Genomic DNA, 15,380 nt, shown 5'->3' with positions numbered 1-15,380 from the left:
TTATAATTGGGAATGGACTCGGACAGTGTCTGGAGTGAGTTAGAAGCAAATGCCGATCTACGAATATGAATGTTTAAACAACAAACATCGATTTGAAGTGATTCAAAAGTTTGATGATCCGCCGGTCACTCATTGCACTGTTTGCGGAGAGCCGGTGCAAAAACTTCTCTCCTCACCTGCGATTCAATTTAAGGGGACAGGATGGTACATCACCGACTATGCGAGAAAAGGCCAGTCCACTTCTGAGAGTTCGGAATCTAAAAGCTCCGAAAGTAAACCTTCCACAGAAACTTCTAAGACTGACAAGCCTGCTACGAATTCGGGTAAATCTACAACAGAAAAATAGTTGACAAAGTCAACTAACAAAGTAGCACAGGCGTCTCGCCTGTGAAGCTCCACACAGGCGGGACCTGTGCTACTCTGATTATGCGTATTTGCGGCGCTGGCGGAGAGTATTTCTCGAGATCCCCAGAATTTTTGCTGCAACAGCCTGATTGTTATCGACTTTGGGAAGGACGAGTTCGATTAACAATTTCTCCATCCGCTCGATAAAGGCGTTGTATACCTTTCCTTCTTTCCATTCCAGTTCCTCGCTTTTCAATACGCCTTCCAGAAGCGCTGCAAATTGATTTGTGGGATCCAGATTCATCTTCGTGCCCTGCCCCTGACAGATTCTCCAGGTGCTCGATGTGATCAGGTGAGATGGTTCCAACAGGAACATCCTTTCAATGAGATTGGAGAGCTCCTGGATATTTCCCGGCCAGACATACTCTTGCAACAACATCAGGACTTCGTCGGTGAAACCTTTCGGGCGAATTCCTTTTTGCTGCGAATTCTGTCTGACAAAATATTCGGCAAGCAAAGGTATATCTTCTTTATGCTGGCGGAGCGGTGGAATTTTAAGAGTCGAATGATTTGAATCCGTGCTCTCTTGAAAAAGTCCCGGACGATTCTCCTGATAGGAAGCGATCAAACGGACACGCGATTCACTAAAACGCTCCATAATTTCCTGCTGCTGATGCGACGCTAACTGTTCCATATGTGTGAGGAACAGAATAGGCGCTTCACTTTTTGAAAAAGCTGACTTGAGACGCACTCTCAGCAGTTCCGGCAAGGATAAATTGCCATACTGGGTGAGTTGTTTCAACAGCCGGCAATCATACCGCACGAAGGGTTCACTCTTTCTGCTCGAGATTCTATGAATGCCTTGAGCCAGATGTTCCTTTCCGGTCCCTGCTTCTCCCAGAAGCAATACCGGAGTGGAATCCGATGCCAGACGCTGCGCCTGTTGATTCAACATCACAATGTCGGGGTTTTTGCCCAACAAAAGGTGGTAATCAGAGGTGATCGGTCGCTTCACGGCTCTGGTATTCTTCCAGACAATTGCGTCTCGAATCTTTTGCGCGATTGCTTCCAGATTTTGACTCGTGGAAAAGTAGTCGTAAATACCGTATTGCAAGGCCTGGATCGCGGTTTCAGCTGTTCCATTCTGGCAAAGCACAATCACAGGGATCGATGCATCGTTTTTCGAAAGCCATTCCTGAGTTTTTATATCAATTTCATTTTTCAGCTTGAGGATCAGAACGCTTGCTTTTCGCGAATGAGCAAATTTTTGGGGCGTACTCTGGAGGGAGGTTTTTCGAGCTTCGAGCACGAAATCATCCGCATAGCGTAAGAGTCTTTTGAACAAAGAATCTTCCGGACCGCAATAGATCACACGTGGCATTACAATCATGTCATACCAGGAACGGAGGGCAGGCCTGCGATTTATTGAAGCTTTAAGGAGAGAAGATACTTGCGGAAAGACTCTCCAAGATCTTTTCGCTTTAAAGCAAATTCAACAGTCGCTTTTAAAAAACCTAGCTTATTCCCCGCATCATAACGAGTTCCTCTAAATTTATACCCAAAAATCGGTCTTTGTTTCAATAACAATTTCAAACCGTTGGTTAACTGAATTTCTCCCTTTGCATCTTTTCCAACTTGCTCCAGCATCTCAAATAAATCCGGCGTAAGAATGTACCTTCCAATGATCGCAAGATTCGTTGGAGCTTCTTCCCTGGACGGCTTTTCAATCATGTCGGTAATTTCGTACAGGCCATCCCCCACTTCTTTTCCTGCGATGATTCCGTAGGAGCTCACTTTTTCCGGATCGACCTCTTCTATGGCGACGACAGGATGCTGTTTCTCGTAAAAAACGTTGAGAAGCTGCCGGGTGCAGGGGATATCCGAATCGATAATGTCATCTCCCAGGAAACAGGCGAATGGTTGGTCGCCAATCAGCTCACGGGCTGTCAGGAGCGCATGGCCGATTCCCAGCGCTTCTTTTTGCCGGACATAAGAGAGGTTGATCATGTCAGAAATATCTTTCACGATTGCAAGCAACTCTGTTTCGCCGCGTTGTTCCAGGATTTTTTCCAGTTCGAAAGAGACATCAAAATGATCCTCAATCGCGTTTTTCCCGCGTCCGGTGATGATAATGATGTTGTCAATGCCCGAATCGATTGCTTCTTCCACCGCGTATTGAATGAGCGGCTTATCTACAAGTGGAAGCATTTCTTTGGGTTGGGCTTTCGTTGCCGGCAGGAACCTTGTGCCGAGTCCCGCGGCGGGAAAAGCTGCTTTTCTTACTTTCATGGATCGAGGTTAATACGGTTTGTTTCTATTTTGAATTTCGAAAATCGCCGAGTTCGTATTGTAGCAATGTGGCCAGAACAAGTCCAGAAGTTTCCACGCGCAGAATTCGCGGTCCGAGATGAAAGGGCTGGTATCCCGTGCCGAGAAGTTTTTCTGTCTCGCTCTCTGTCCAGCCTCCTTCGGGACCTACTACAAATGTAATACGATTTATATCAAAGTAGCGCGGACGTCTCGTCTGCGCAGGCGGGACGCCCGCGCTACTTTGCAAATGCGACTCCCCCACTGATTCAAGAACAGCGCGGAGTGATCTGGAATCCTTTCGTTCATGAAGCAGGAGTTTCAACCCTGAATCTACAGTCCGTTCCAGATAGGAAGGCAGTAATAGCGGTGAATGGACGATGGTGGGGAAGGAATTCTCGCTTTGTCCTGCCGCCTGTTCTGCAATTTCATTCCAACGCTGCACCTTGAGGGCTGCGTTCTCTGGTTTAACGATGGTGCGTTCCGTAATCAGAGGGTAAATTTCAGCCACACCGATTTCGGTCGCTTTTTCAATCAGCCATTCAAAACGATCTCCTTTCGGAATGGCCTGACCAAGAATTAAATGCAAGGAACGCGCGGGCACAGGAAATTCCTGCAGCACCTTCAGATGAATTTGTTCGGGTGAGATCTGCTGAACGAGGCACTCCCATTTTTTTCCAAGTGTGAAAACCTGAAGCGTATCGCCGGATTTCAAGCGCATGACCTTCACGAGGCGCTTCCTGTAATTGCGGTCCAGACGAAAAACGCCCTCGGTGGGCTCTTGAGATATGTATAGTTTCGTCAATTTTTTCGCACGCGAGACGCCCGCGCTACTTTGCTAACGTTTTTCTATTCCAAAAATGTGCGGACTTTTTCGAAGACGCCTCGTTCTTGCGGATTAATCTTTTCGTTTCGCAGCTTGGCAAGCTCTTTCAGCATCTTTCGTTCCTGTGAAGAGAGATTTGTGGGAATTTTTACTTTGATGGCCACATGAAGATCGCCACGCCCGTACGAATTGACGTAGGGCACTCCCTTTCCGCGCATTGTTAAAACGGTTCCAGGCTGCGTTCCCTCCAGAATCTTCATGGATTCTTCGCCGTCCGGAGTTGGGATCCGGATCTCATCTCCCAAACTTGCCTGCAGCACAGTCACTTCTTTTTCACAGTAGAGATCAAAACCCTTTCGCATAAAAATCGGATGTTCCTGCACTTCAATCAGGACGTAAAGATCACCCGAAAGACCTCCACGCATTCCCGCTTCCCCTTCGGCCTTCAGCTTCAGCCGATTTCCTGTGTCCACACCCGGAGGAACTTTTACGTTCAGCGTCACCTTACGTTCGACACGGCCGCCACCACTGCACGATTTGCAAGGGTCTCGCAAAACCTGACCTGTGCCGCTGCAGTTGGGGCATGTTCGTGCGATGGTTACGAATCCTTGACTGTAACGAACCTGCCCGTACCCGTTGCAGGTGGAACATGTGGTTTTTCCTTGCGGACTATTGGAACCGGTCCCTTCACATTTTTCGCAGATGTCCATGCGCGGAATGACGATTTCTTTTTCGATTCCCTTAATCGCTTCTTCCAGCGTGATTTCGAGATGGTATTGCAAGTCGGCGCCGCGAACCGGACCGCTTTTGCGCCTGCGGCCTCCACTTCCAAAGAAATCACCAAAGAAGAAACTGCCCAGCACATCGCTGAAATCTGCAAAGAGATCCTGATTGAAGCCTGAAAAACCCTCGCTGCCGGAATAGCCACCCAGACCGGTGTGTCCGTAACGATCGTAGATCGTTCGTTTCTCTTTATCACCGAGCACGCTGTAGGCCTCGGCTGCCTGTTTAAAACTTTCTTCCGCTTCCTTGTTTCCCGGATTCTTGTCAGGATGAAATTTCATCGCCATCTTTCGATAGGCGCTCTTAACCTCCTGATCGGAAGCTTCGCGTGTGATTCCGAGGACTTCGTAATAATCTCTTTTGTTAGCCAACCCTAGAAACCTCTTAAGTCGGGCTTTGTAGTAGCGACTTTAGTCGCTAAAGAAATAGCGAATGAATTCGCTACTACAAACGGAGCCTAGAGCGAGGCATCTCCCCGCAACATTGCCTGCGCAAGCAATGTGGATGCTCTCTGCATCGCTTCAAGAGAGGATTTCATTTTTTGAGCATCCTGTGCGTGACTCGCTTGCTCTGCTTCCCAAAATACGTTTTTCAACTGAACAAGTTCCTGTTCATCCAACTTTTTCGAAAACTGATCAAACACTTTTCTGTTGGACGTGAGCAATTGATCCAGCTGATTCTTCATTTCGTCTATTTCTTTTCTTACGGAAGCCTGTTTCATCTCCACCTGCGTATTTGAGGCAAGGCGGGTGACTTCATCACGGCTCAAACCGCTGCTCGCTGAAATAACGATTGCCTGTTTCAATCCTGTATTGGAGTCTCTGGCGGACACCTGAACAATTCCATTTGCATCGATGTCAAACGTGACTTCCACCTGGGGGACTCCTCTTGGCGCGGGAAGTATTCCAGTAAGTTCAAATTTTCCAAGGGATTTGTTCTGGTGCGCTTTTTCCCCTTCACCCTGCAGAACGTTAATTTCCACAGTGCTCTGATTATCAGTAACCGTCGTAAAAATCAAACTCTTTCGAGTTGGAATTGTGGTGTTCTTCTCAATAATGACAGTGAAATTTCCGCCGCGCGTTTCAATGCCGAGCGGCAGCGGAGTGACGTCGAGTAGCACGATATCTTTTACTTCGGCATTCAGGACCGCGCCTTGAACTGCGGCGCCCATTGCCACGACTTCATCCGGATTGATCTCGCGGTTCGGTGATTTCCCAAAAATCTTATTCACGCGTTCAATCACTTTTGGCGTTCGTGTCTGGCCGCCAACCAGAATGACCTGATTCAATTGTTCCGGGCGGATTCCGGCATCTTTCAGCGCGTCATAGCAGGGTTTTTCGATTTGATCCAGCAAGTCCTCAATCAATACCTCAAGTTTCGAACGCTGCAAAGTCAGATCCAGGTGTTTTGGTCCGTGTTGATCCGCAGTGATGAACGGCAAATTGATTTTCGCTTCCAGCGTTGTGGAAAGCTCGCATTTCGCTTTTTCCGCCGCTTCCTTGATTCGCTGCATGGCCATTCTGTCCGAAGACAGATCGATGCCGGCCTGTTCTCTGAACTCTTCCAGCATCCAGCGAATCACACGACGGTCAAAATCTTCTCCACCTAAGAATGTGTTGCCGTTGGTTGCCAGAACTTCAAAAACGCCGTCATGGATTTCCAGAATCGTGATATCAAACGTGCCCCCGCCTAAATCGAAAACGGCAATGATTTCATGGTCCGTTTTGTTCAGTCCGTAGGCCAGCGCCGCGGCGGTTGGCTCATTGATGATTCTCCGAACGTTCAATCCTGCAATCTGACCTGCATCCTTTGTGGCCTGCCGCTGACTGTCATTGAAGTGCGCGGGAACCGTTATGATTGCATCGTAGATTTCATAACCGAGATAATCTTCCGAATATTTCTTAATGTTTTGAAGAATGTAAGACGAAATTTCCTCCGGGCTGTATTCGTGGTCCTTCACTTTGATACGAATATCGCCGTTGGAAGCGCGGTTCAGCTGGTAAGGCAGGAAATTCCGGACCTGTTCAATTTCAGGAGAATCGAATTTACGCCCGATCAAACGTTTGACTGCAAAGATCGTGTTGATCGGATTCACAACGGCTTGCCGTTTGGCGATCTGACCCACCAGACGGTCCGATTTCTCCGAAAACGCAACGATCGATGGCGTGGTTCGAGCGCCCTCCAGGTTTGGGATTACTTGTGGAACGCCATTCTCGTACAAAGCAGCACAGGAGTTGGTCGTCCCCAGATCAATGCCTATGATTCTTTGTTCAGCCATTCGTCATCACTCTTGCTTTCCGTTGGGTTTTCTTTCGGTGATTCATCCTCCGGCGCGTAGCTCACCTTCACCATGGCCGGCCGTAACAAGCGGTTCTGAAAGAAGTAACCCCTCTGCAATTCTTCCAGAATCGTTCCTTCTTCCACATCGCTTCTCGGTTCGCGTGCCACAGCTTCATGAAAATTGGGATCGAACTTTTGGCCTTTTGATTCGATGATCCGCAATCCCCGTTTTTCAAGAAGATCTCGCAACTGCCTGTAAATCAGCTCCACCCCTTTTCTATATTCCGGATTGGAAGAATCATCTGAGTGTGATAAGGCGCGTTCGAAGTTATCCAGAATGAAAATCAAGTCTCCAACAATATCAGAAAGGGCGTACTGTTGAAATTCCCTTTTATCTTTTTCGCTGCGTTTCCGAAAATTCTCAAAATCCGCATGTTTGCGCAGCAGACGATCATAGATTTCGTCTTTTTCTCTACGCAGGCTTTCCATTTGCTGTTCGAGTTCGCGAACAGGATTAGCCGGGGCCATTTCGAGTGCGTGCGAGCCGGGATTATCCGGATCCAGAAGCTCGATCTGGATGTCCTCGTCGTCCTCGTCTTTGCCATTTCCTTTAGAAATGAAATCGGTATCTTCGAAATCGTCCTTTTCGTCTGCCATAGTGTTCTCTTTATTTCCCGCCAGATAAAATCTCGCTCACCACTTTTGCTAAATGGTCTACCAGAGGGATCATCCGGCCATATTCCATTCGCGTCGGTCCAAGAATCGCAAGTGTTCCGATCGGTTCATTCTCATATCTATAAGCGGAGGAGATCAGGGTCAATCCTTTTAGCTCAGGATCCCGGTTCTCCGATCCGATGAGAATATGGATACCTTCACCCTCGATGCACTCAGTTAAAATATGAACAATTTTACTTTTTTGTTCAAGGGCCTCGAGAATCTCCCGCGTGCGAGTGAGGTCCGAAAATTCAGGATAGTTAACAATTTGCGACGCTCCGATCACGTAAAGTTGATCTCCTGCAGGCATTTCCAGGCATTTCCGGCTGAGAATCATTGCTCTCTTCAAGAGGATGTCGTACTGGGTTTGTTCCTGTCTCATCAAATTCAGGATTTTTCGACGGATGCTCGGCAGGGTCTGACCACAAAACTCTGTCCGGATGTAGTTTGCGATTCTGATCAATTCATCCTGAGCAACCGGTTCCTCCATTTCGATCATTTTGTTGCTGACGACTCCTCCCTTCGTAACAAGGATGGCCAGAATGCGCGTCGAGCTGATCGAAACAAAATCCATGTTCTCCAGAACCATTTTTTCCAGATTCGGAGCCACGGCCAGAGCCACACTGTGAGAAAGACGCGAGAGGAGCTCCGTCGTCAGAACGAGCAGTTCCTCAAAATCGCCCGAAGTCTTTACCATCTGGTTCTCAATCATCTCTTTTTGAAGTGAATTGAGCTGTGGATTTCTCAATAGGTGGTTGACAAAGAAACGATAACCTTTATCGGTTGGCACACGGCCGGCGGATGTGTGCGGCTGCATGATGTAACCCGCCTCTTCCAAATTAGATAGAACATTCCTGATAGTCGCCGGGCTCAAGCCCATTTTGGTCTTCTTGGATAAGGTTCGCGATCCAACCGGCTCCCCGGTCTGCGAGTAGATAGAGATCAGCTCGCGCAGGATTTTCTTGCTTCGCTCATCCAGCCGTTCGTCGGAAACTTTCATGATGATTCAAAAAGGTTGGAATGAAATGTAACATTCGTCATTTGCCTTGTCAAAAGCCCGTTCGTAATACCCGACTTTAAACAAAGTAGCGCGGGCCTTTGGCCTGCGGATGCCCGCAGACGAGACGTCCGCGCTACTTTGTGATTAAGCTGGTTTTTCAATCTTTTGTTTCGAAAAGTTTTCCAGTGCCTGTTTCAGCTTCGTCAGCTTTGCCTCGACCATATGAACGAATTCCTGATCCTTGAGCGAAGGCAAATTGATGAGAATATTCTCCATTGCGCCTTTTGCACCCGCGTGACACATAAATTGAGCGACTTTGAGGTCGGAAAAGGCGCTCGGATTGCCGATCAAAGCCACTTCTGCAATCAAGTGCAAACATTCTATGCAAGCATTCATGGTTTCCAGCGGTATTTCAACCGCAACATGAAAAGCGCGCTGGATCGACTGCTGACGAATCTTCGATTCTTCTTCCGTCGTTTTGGAAAGTTTATACGCCTGCATCACTTCTGTATAGGCAAGGCTGTCCTCTGTAATCAGGCGTGTCAGCTTATTCTGGTAGGAAGAGGCTTCGATACTGATTTTTTGCAAGACTTCCTGATCGTCTCCGCTCACTCCCTTGCGGAGCGTCCCTAGTTTTCCGTACATCGCGATCAATGCCGCGCCAAGCGCGCCTGCAAGCGCTGAGACAGAACCCCCTCCCGGAACCGGATCTTCCGACGCAAGCTTCTTGAGGAAATCTGAGATTGTCCAGGATGCAAGTTGATTTGGATCTAATTTCGGTTTCTGTTCCAAGAGATTTCCCCCTTTTTGATGACCGTTTCCAGCCGGTTGACTCCTAGATTATAGAAGAGATAACCGTAATCGGGAATATCAAAGATCAAGCAATCCATTTGTTTGCCCGGTTCCAGTGACCCGACCTTGCGATCCCAATCAATTGCCGCGGCCGCATGCAGCGTCGCTGCTGTCAGCGCTTCTTCCGGAGTCAGTCCGTACAACAAAGAAGCAAGCTGCAAAACATATTGCATAGAATGAGAAAAGCAAGTGCCCGGATTGAAATCCGTAGCCAGAGCGATCCGCACGCCCGCTTCGATCATGCGCCGCGCCGGTGCGTGCTGTTTGACTTTTAATGCGAAGGATGTCCCGGGAAGCAATACACCGATAACTCCTGCTTCTGCCATTCTCGCGATTCCGTTCTCATTCGCCAGGATGAGATGATCCGCCGAGATCGCATTCATCTCCGCAGCCAGGGCCGCCCCGTTCACATCTGCCAACTCATCCACATGCAGTTTGATCTTCAGCCCGAGAGATCTTGCCTTCAGACAGATTTTTCGAGCTTCCTCAACCGAATAGTAACCCTGATCGCAAAAAACATCGCAAAAAGTCGCGAGCCGTTTTTCAGCTACGGCAGGCAGCATCTGAGTGAGAATTTCTTGAATGTATTCTTCTCTCGTCTTGTCCCGCGGAAAATCATGAGCGCCCAGGAAAGTTGTCACCATGTCCTGTGTGGCCTGCGAGGAAATCTTGTGAGCCACGGAGAGTAATTTTTCTTCGCATTCCCAGCTCAGTCCGTATCCGGATTTCACCTCTACGGTTGTCGTTCCGTACTGCAACATTGTTTCAAGATGACGAAGGCTATGTTCGGCAAGAGTCTGCTCAGAAGCATCACGCGTTGCGCGAACGGTATGTTGAATTCCGCCTCCTGCCGCTGCAATTTCCTGATACGTCGCGCCGCGAAGTCGCATGAGAAATTCAGGGCAACGGTCTCCTCCGAATATCAGGTGTGTATGGGGATCAACGAATCCAGGCATCAGGACTTTGCCCGTGGCGTCGATTTTTTCAACGCCAGGATACGAAGACAATGCTTCGCTCGTGGAGCCAACAAATAGAATCTTATCTTGATCGCTGACGATTGCACCATTCTCGATTACGGAGAGACCTCCGCCGGAAAGCGGTGTAACCAGCTGTGCCGCGTCGTGAATCAGAATCATTTTTCTGTTAGAAGCTGAACGATCTTATCCAGGGAAAGACCTTCAATTTTCAAACGTTTCAAACGTCCTGTTTCGCCGGAGATCAGGTGAACACTCCGCGCCGGCAAGGAAAGCTTTTCGGACAACAACTTGATCAATTGAGCATTTGCTGCTCCCTCTACAGGGGCAGATGTCAGCCTGATTTTGAATTGATTTGAGCTTTCCTGAATGATGGAGATTTTAGAAGAACGTGGTACGGCCCGAACCACAATCACTGTAGAGGGTAACTCAAGATTGTTTGGGGCCGCCTTCCTGGGCTTTACCATAGTACATGATTTTTTCAGCCGATTTTTCTTCTTCTTTCTGGTATTCCAGTATTTTTTGCATGATCTGAATGGACGTCTGGATCTTGTCTTGAAGCGCTTTGCGCTGCAGCTTCAAGTCCATCATGTCCTTTTGAATTTTCAGGACCTGGCCCTGGGCGTGTTCCATCAATTTCATGGCTTTAAACTCGGCTTCTTTAACGATCAGGTCTCCTTCTTTTTTGGTGTTGGCCAGCATCGCTTCGCTGTTCTTTTGAGCGGTAACGAGAGTGTTCTTGAGGATATGATCCCGCTCTTCGTAGTCCTTTAAGATTTCCCGGAGTCTGTCAATCTCCTGCTTGAAAATATCGTTTTCACGGCTGAGCTCTTCGATTTGTTCTGCGACCGTGATCAAAAAATTTCGGACTTCTTCCTGATCGTAGCCCTTTAGCTTGACCTGAAACTTTTGACGTTGAATGTCGATCGATGAAATTTTCATGGCCGCAAATACCTCCCTCTGTATAACTCGACGTAATCAAAAATGCTACCCACAACAACAATCCTGATGGCGAACAACAGCAAAAACAGGATCATCGGACTAAAGTCAATGCCCCAGGTCATTGGCAGCTTACGGCGTATGGGACTCAACACCGGTTCGGTAATCTTATAGATCGCGTGAACGATCGGGTTGTACGGCAAACGAATCCAGGACAGTATGACTCTCGCAAAAAGGACCACCAGAAAAATGGTAATGATCGAGTCCAATATGTATGCGACTGCCCGCAGGACATTCAGTAATATTAGCATAGTCGTATTATAGCATCCGCCCTATTCTCTTCTTCCGAAGAGAGCGGTGCCGATCCTGACCATTGTCGCTCCTTCCTCTATAGCAACAATATAATCGTGTGACATGCCCATCGACAATTCTGAAAGCCCCGGATGGACGGAAGCAAGCTCCTTTAGACGGCGGAAGTAGGGCCGCACTTGCTCGGGATCTTCAAATAAAGGCGGGATTGCCATCAGCCCGCGAATGCTGACATTCTCCAGGTTTCCACTCGCATCCAGCACTTCTTTCAGTTTTTCGGGATCAAGACCATGCTTTGTTTCCTCACCACCCAGATTGATTTCGAACAATATGGATATTTGCTTCTTTTGTTTCGAAGCTTCCTGATCGATCAAACGAAGCAGGCGCAAGGAATCGACGGATTGGATCCAGGTAAAATGGCGTACGGCATCCCGCACTTTGTTGCTCTGCAAGTGCCCGATGAAATGCCATTCAATATCATCGGGTAGATCTTTGATTTTCTGAATCGCTTCTTGAATCCTGTTTTCACCGAAAATGCGCATCCCCACGTCATAGGCTTCCAGCACTCTTTCTGATGAAACCGTTTTCGATGCGCCGATGATTTTCACCTCACGACCGGCCGCTACTGCGGCAACTTCCGCTTGAATTTTGCTGAGGTTGGACTGAATCATGGAGTTACTATACAATCAGGAACCTCCTTATGAAACCCGGTTTTTTCATCACTTTTGAAGGCATTGAAGGCTGTGGAAAAACATCCCAGCTGAAGCTTGCCGCGCAATGGTTGGAGCAACAAGGTCACAAAGTCTGTCGCACGCGCGAGCCGGGAGGCACCGAGCTCGGAATCCATATCCGCAAACTGCTGCTTTCGGAAACTAGCTCCGGTCTCGCGCCTTTGTCGGAAGCGCTCCTATACATGGCCGATCGCTTCCAGCACATCAATGAAGTGATCCGGCCCGCTCTGGAAGCTGGTCAGGTTGTGTTGTGCGATCGCTATCATGACAGCACGATTGCGTACCAGGGTTACGCTCGAAAAATCTCTTTGAACTTTCTGGATGCAATCTGGAAGAATTCCGGATCGGTTTTGGAGCCGCATTTAACTTTATTATTGGATCTGGAACCAAAGTCAGGCATCGAACGTTCTTTGCAAAAACTCGAGGCTCAACAGATCGATGAATCACGTTTTGAAAAAGAGACTCTGGAATTTCACACTCGCGTGCGCGATGGTTTTTTAACTCTTGCGCGAGAGAATCCAGGTAGAATCCACGTCGTTGATGCAAACAGGTCAATCGATGACGTGCATAAAAACGTAGTTGAAGTAATAGCTGAATTCTTTAACAGAAGCTCGCAAAGCACGCAAAGATTAAAATAATATTTTCTTCGCGCTCTTTGCGGCCTTCTGTAGAAAAAAATATGAAACTGACAGATATTGCGGGAAACAAACGGATCGTTGAGTACTTTCAGCGCGCTCTTAAACGGAAACAACTGGGCCATGCCTACCTTTTTTCAGGCCCGGCTGGTGTAGGCAAAAGCACGCTTGCGGCGGTTCTATGCAAGACTCTGCTGTGCAAAAACCCCGATGCGGAGGGTCCATGCAGCAGCTGTGTTTCTTGCCACAAGTTTGACAGCGGAAATCATCCCGACTTTCACCAGTTCATAGCGGAAGGGCTCTATTTCAAAATCGATCTGATCCGCCAGATCATTCATCAAGCTTCTTTAAAGCCGGTGGAGTCCAGCTGGAAAACATTTCTACTCGAAGACGTGGATTACATGCGCGACGAAGCCGCAAATGCTTTCCTGAAAGTGCTCGAAGAACCACCCGGGCAGACAATCTTCTTTCTCATCTGCGAGCGCTCGGAGGGATTGCTTTCCACGATTCGTTCCAGGTGCCAGATCTTCGAATTTCAACCCCTGCAGCCGGAAGAGATCAAACAATGGCTCATCAAGAAAAATAATATCGGCGAGCAGGACGCAGCCTACCTCTCTTTGAGCACACATGGATCTCCCGGAAAAGCACTGAGTGTCAATCCCGAACAATACCAGGAAATGAGAGACAAGGTTCTGGTTGCACTGGAAACCGCAATCCTGCCAAAAACCTACTACACTCTCATCGATGCCGTTCGGGCCATCACAGTGGATCGCACCGAAATGGTGGAGCGCCTTTTGATACTGGAGGAGCTGGCGCGCGATCTGATTCTTTTGAAATCCTCATCAGACGCAAGGTTGGTGCATGAAGATGCGAGAAAGAGACTCGCACCTCTGATGGAAAACCTGGATCTCCGTTTGCTCGATGAGTTTTATGATGAGCTTTTACAGGTTCGCGAAGCGATCTTAAAGATTAACGCCAACATCAGTTTGTCGCTTCAATCCTTGTTGTTGCCACTGAAAATGAAATGCGACGAAAGGCGGGCAACGATCGCATGAATTACGCAATCGTAACAGCTGCAGGCAAAGGATCTCGTTTTGGAGAGAAAAAAACGTTGCATCTTTTGAATGAAAAACCGCTGTTATCCTGGTCTTTGCGTGTGCTGGAAGAAGCACCGGAGATCGCAGAAGTCATCGTAACTTTTGCGCCGGATGACTCGGAAGAGGCATACAAAAAAGTTTGCCGGGATGAGAATTTCAAGAAAGCGCGATTCGTAGCAGGGGGAGATACCCGCTATGATTCGGTGCGCAATGCATTTTTCTCGTTGAAAGAGGAAAAGGGAATTGTTTTGATTCATGATGCGGCTCGCCCGTTGTTGTCACGCGAGCTTTTGTTGCGAGTATTGGAGGCAACGCAAAAGCATGGGGCGGCGCTCCCCGTTTTGCCGATAACAGAAACCGTTAAAGAAGTGGAAGGGGAGCAGGTTGCGCGCACGTTGTCGCGCGAAAAACTGTTTGTAGCGCAAACCCCGCAGGGGTTTCGCGTCGAACTTCTGGCTTCAGCCTACGCTAAAATAGTGGATAGCAACGTTACAGATGAGGCGATGCTCGTTGAGATGGCGGGATATAGAGTTCACGTGGTTGCAGGGGAATCCAGAAATCTAAAGATTACAGAACCTTCAGACATAAGAGTTGCGGAGACATATCTATGAGCTACCGTGTGGGAATCGGTTTTGATGCGCACAAATTCATGGTGGGTCGCAAACTCATGCTGGGTGGTTTCGAAATTCCCCATTCGGTCGGTCTTCACGGACATTCGGACGCCGATGTCTTGCTTCATGCGTTGACCGACGCTCTGTTGGGAGCGGCTGGGCTCGGGGACATCGGTATGCATTTTCCGGATTCGGATCCGCAATGGAAAGACGCGTCCAGCGGCGTTTTTGTGCAACAGGCGCTTCAGGAGGTTTACCAGCTCGGCTGGAAGGTGAGCAACGTGGATCTCACACTCATCGCCCAGGAACCGAAGTTCGGACCGTACCGCAACGAGATTCGCTCCAGCATTGCTACATTATTAGAGCTGCCGGAAGAAATCATCAATCTGAAAGCAAAGACAACGGACCATATGGGATTTACCGGAAGAGGGGAAGGGATCGCCGCCCAGGCAATCGTATTGCTGGAATCAGATGCCTCGTGAGGGGATCGTGTATGGTTTTCATGGCGTTGAGGAAATTGTCCAGCACCAGCCCGAGCGAATCAACCACATCTGGACAACGCAACATGCCTCGCTTCGCTTAAAGCGATTGCTCGCCACCGCCCGGAGCAAGAAAATTTCAATTCATATTGTTGATCCGGCCGTTCTCACGAAGCTTGCAGGCGATTCTCACCATCAGGATGTTGTCGTTGAGATCAGTCCTTACCGCTACTACCGCCCCGATCAATTACTGGAAAACATAACGGAGGAATCACTTTTCTGCATTCTTGATGAAATTCAGGATGTAACCAATTTTGCAGCGTTGATTCGATCAGCTGAAGGCGCGGGCGTGCAAGGAATCTTCATACCGGAGAGGCGCTCCGCACAGGTCACCGGCGTCACCTACAAGCTTTCTGCCGGCGCGCTGGAACATGTAAGGATCGCGAGAGCAGGGAATCTTGCGCGTTTGATTGAGCAGCTTCAGGAGAAAAATATTCG

The 15,380-nt window shown here is 48.5% G+C and carries 19 protein-coding genes; 6 read left to right on the top strand and 13 right to left on the bottom strand.

Annotation, left to right across the window (positions count from 1 at the left end):
* Positions 1-49: 49 nt before the first annotated feature.
* Complete coding sequence (locus L0156_07535) at positions 50-346, top strand: zinc ribbon domain-containing protein (GenBank protein MCI0602851.1); 297 nt, start codon at positions 50-52, stop codon at positions 344-346.
* A 78-nt stretch (positions 347-424) separates the two neighbouring features.
* Here the strand turns inward: L0156_07535 and L0156_07530 are convergent, their stop codons facing one another.
* The 13 genes from L0156_07530 to L0156_07470 form a co-directional block, all read right to left on the bottom strand.
* Entirely contained in the window at positions 425-1,726 is a 1,302-nt protein-coding gene (locus L0156_07530) for a sigma 54-interacting transcriptional regulator (protein ID MCI0602850.1), read from the bottom strand.
* A 41-nt stretch (positions 1,727-1,767) separates the two neighbouring features.
* Positions 1,768-2,634: a UTP--glucose-1-phosphate uridylyltransferase GalU gene (gene galU, locus L0156_07525; GenBank protein ID MCI0602849.1), complete on the bottom strand. Its 867-nt coding sequence runs from the start codon at positions 2,632-2,634 to the stop codon at positions 1,768-1,770.
* A 25-nt stretch (positions 2,635-2,659) separates the two neighbouring features.
* On the bottom strand, positions 2,660-3,382 hold the full coding sequence (locus L0156_07520; protein MCI0602848.1) for a 16S rRNA (uracil(1498)-N(3))-methyltransferase: 723 nt from the start codon (positions 3,380-3,382) through the stop codon (positions 2,660-2,662).
* A gap of 119 nt (positions 3,383-3,501) precedes the next feature.
* Positions 3,502-4,632, bottom strand: a complete 1,131-nt coding sequence (dnaJ, locus tag L0156_07515; GenBank protein MCI0602847.1) for a molecular chaperone DnaJ — start codon at positions 4,630-4,632, stop codon at positions 3,502-3,504.
* Positions 4,633-4,718: 86 nt separating this feature from the next.
* A complete protein-coding gene (gene dnaK / locus L0156_07510) occupies positions 4,719-6,539 on the bottom strand; it encodes a molecular chaperone DnaK (protein MCI0602846.1) in 1,821 nt (606 codons plus the stop codon).
* Positions 6,518-7,198, bottom strand: a complete 681-nt coding sequence (grpE, locus tag L0156_07505; protein ID MCI0602845.1) for a nucleotide exchange factor GrpE — start codon at positions 7,196-7,198, stop codon at positions 6,518-6,520. The genes dnaK and grpE overlap by 22 nt, the downstream gene beginning before the upstream one ends.
* Positions 7,199-7,208: 10 nt before the next feature.
* Positions 7,209-8,255 carry a heat-inducible transcriptional repressor HrcA gene (gene hrcA / locus L0156_07500; GenBank protein ID MCI0602844.1) on the bottom strand — a complete coding sequence of 349 codons (1,047 nt, stop codon included), beginning with the start codon at positions 8,253-8,255 and terminating at the stop codon, positions 7,209-7,211.
* Positions 8,256-8,399: 144 nt separating this feature from the next.
* Positions 8,400-9,047 carry a cyclodeaminase/cyclohydrolase family protein gene (locus L0156_07495; GenBank protein MCI0602843.1) on the bottom strand — a complete coding sequence of 216 codons (648 nt, stop codon included), beginning with the start codon at positions 9,045-9,047 and terminating at the stop codon, positions 8,400-8,402.
* Positions 9,026-10,243, bottom strand: a complete 1,218-nt coding sequence (hutI, locus tag L0156_07490) for an imidazolonepropionase (protein MCI0602842.1) — start codon at positions 10,241-10,243, stop codon at positions 9,026-9,028. Before hutI ends, L0156_07495 begins: the two co-directional genes overlap by 22 nt.
* On the bottom strand, positions 10,240-10,491 hold the full coding sequence (locus L0156_07485) for a DUF167 domain-containing protein (protein ID MCI0602841.1): 252 nt from the start codon (positions 10,489-10,491) through the stop codon (positions 10,240-10,242). The genes hutI and L0156_07485 overlap by 4 nt, the downstream gene beginning before the upstream one ends.
* A gap of 19 nt (positions 10,492-10,510) precedes the next feature.
* On the bottom strand, positions 10,511-11,023 hold the full coding sequence (locus L0156_07480) for a DivIVA domain-containing protein (protein MCI0602840.1): 513 nt from the start codon (positions 11,021-11,023) through the stop codon (positions 10,511-10,513).
* On the bottom strand, positions 11,020-11,331 hold the full coding sequence (locus L0156_07475) for a YggT family protein (GenBank protein MCI0602839.1): 312 nt from the start codon (positions 11,329-11,331) through the stop codon (positions 11,020-11,022). Before L0156_07475 ends, L0156_07480 begins: the two co-directional genes overlap by 4 nt.
* 21 nt (positions 11,332-11,352) lie before the next feature.
* Complete coding sequence (locus tag L0156_07470) at positions 11,353-12,000, bottom strand: YggS family pyridoxal phosphate-dependent enzyme (protein MCI0602838.1); 648 nt, start codon at positions 11,998-12,000, stop codon at positions 11,353-11,355.
* Positions 12,001-12,029: 29 nt separating this feature from the next.
* Between L0156_07470 and tmk the strand changes: the two genes are divergently transcribed.
* The 5 genes from tmk to L0156_07445 all read left to right on the top strand — a co-directional run.
* Positions 12,030-12,698: a dTMP kinase gene (tmk, locus tag L0156_07465; GenBank protein ID MCI0602837.1), complete on the top strand. Its 669-nt coding sequence runs from the start codon at positions 12,030-12,032 to the stop codon at positions 12,696-12,698.
* A gap of 41 nt (positions 12,699-12,739) precedes the next feature.
* On the top strand, positions 12,740-13,750 hold the full coding sequence (gene holB / locus L0156_07460; protein MCI0602836.1) for a DNA polymerase III subunit delta': 1,011 nt from the start codon (positions 12,740-12,742) through the stop codon (positions 13,748-13,750).
* Positions 13,720-14,403: a 2-C-methyl-D-erythritol 4-phosphate cytidylyltransferase gene (gene ispD, locus L0156_07455; GenBank protein ID MCI0602835.1), complete on the top strand. Its 684-nt coding sequence runs from the start codon at positions 13,720-13,722 to the stop codon at positions 14,401-14,403. The genes holB and ispD overlap by 31 nt, the downstream gene beginning before the upstream one ends.
* Positions 14,400-14,885, top strand: a complete 486-nt coding sequence (gene ispF, locus L0156_07450; GenBank protein ID MCI0602834.1) for a 2-C-methyl-D-erythritol 2,4-cyclodiphosphate synthase — start codon at positions 14,400-14,402, stop codon at positions 14,883-14,885. Before ispD ends, ispF begins: the two co-directional genes overlap by 4 nt.
* Positions 14,875-15,380: RNA methyltransferase (locus L0156_07445; protein MCI0602833.1), on the top strand; the 506-nt coding region annotated here is incomplete at its 3' end. The genes ispF and L0156_07445, both read left to right, overlap by 11 nt.

This window comes from bacterium, from assembly GCA_022616075.1.
Classification (GTDB): Bacteria; Acidobacteriota; HRBIN11; order JAKEFK01; family JAKEFK01; genus JAKEFK01.
Note: the sequence above shows the minus strand (reverse complement) of the source record. Positions and strands in the feature narration are given on the sequence as shown.

What these genes read in the sequence shown, in the direction of transcription:
- L0156_07535 (MCI0602851.1), top strand. Translation starts at nt 50, where the DNA reads ATGCCGATCTACGAATATGAATGTTTAAACAACAAACATCGATTTGAA.
- L0156_07530 (MCI0602850.1), bottom strand. Translation starts at nt 1,726, where the DNA reads ATGCCACGTGTGATCTATTGCGGTCCGGAAGATTCTTTGTTCAAAAGA.
- galU (MCI0602849.1), bottom strand. Translation starts at nt 2,634, where the DNA reads ATGAAAGTAAGAAAAGCAGCTTTTCCCGCCGCGGGACTCGGCACAAGG.
- dnaK (MCI0602846.1), bottom strand. Translation starts at nt 6,539, where the DNA reads ATGGCTGAACAAAGAATCATAGGCATTGATCTGGGGACGACCAACTCC.
- grpE (MCI0602845.1), bottom strand. Translation starts at nt 7,198, where the DNA reads ATGGCAGACGAAAAGGACGATTTCGAAGATACCGATTTCATTTCTAAA.
- hrcA (MCI0602844.1), bottom strand. Translation starts at nt 8,255, where the DNA reads ATGAAAGTTTCCGACGAACGGCTGGATGAGCGAAGCAAGAAAATCCTG.
- hutI (MCI0602842.1), bottom strand. Translation starts at nt 10,243, where the DNA reads ATGATTCTGATTCACGACGCGGCACAGCTGGTTACACCGCTTTCCGGC.
- L0156_07480 (MCI0602840.1), bottom strand. Translation starts at nt 11,023, where the DNA reads ATGAAAATTTCATCGATCGACATTCAACGTCAAAAGTTTCAGGTCAAG.
- L0156_07475 (MCI0602839.1), bottom strand. Translation starts at nt 11,331, where the DNA reads ATGCTAATATTACTGAATGTCCTGCGGGCAGTCGCATACATATTGGAC.
- L0156_07470 (MCI0602838.1), bottom strand. Translation starts at nt 12,000, where the DNA reads ATGATTCAGTCCAACCTCAGCAAAATTCAAGCGGAAGTTGCCGCAGTA.
- tmk (MCI0602837.1), top strand. Translation starts at nt 12,030, where the DNA reads ATGAAACCCGGTTTTTTCATCACTTTTGAAGGCATTGAAGGCTGTGGA.
- holB (MCI0602836.1), top strand. Translation starts at nt 12,740, where the DNA reads ATGAAACTGACAGATATTGCGGGAAACAAACGGATCGTTGAGTACTTT.
- ispD (MCI0602835.1), top strand. Translation starts at nt 13,720, where the DNA reads ATGCGACGAAAGGCGGGCAACGATCGCATGAATTACGCAATCGTAACA.
- ispF (MCI0602834.1), top strand. Translation starts at nt 14,400, where the DNA reads ATGAGCTACCGTGTGGGAATCGGTTTTGATGCGCACAAATTCATGGTG.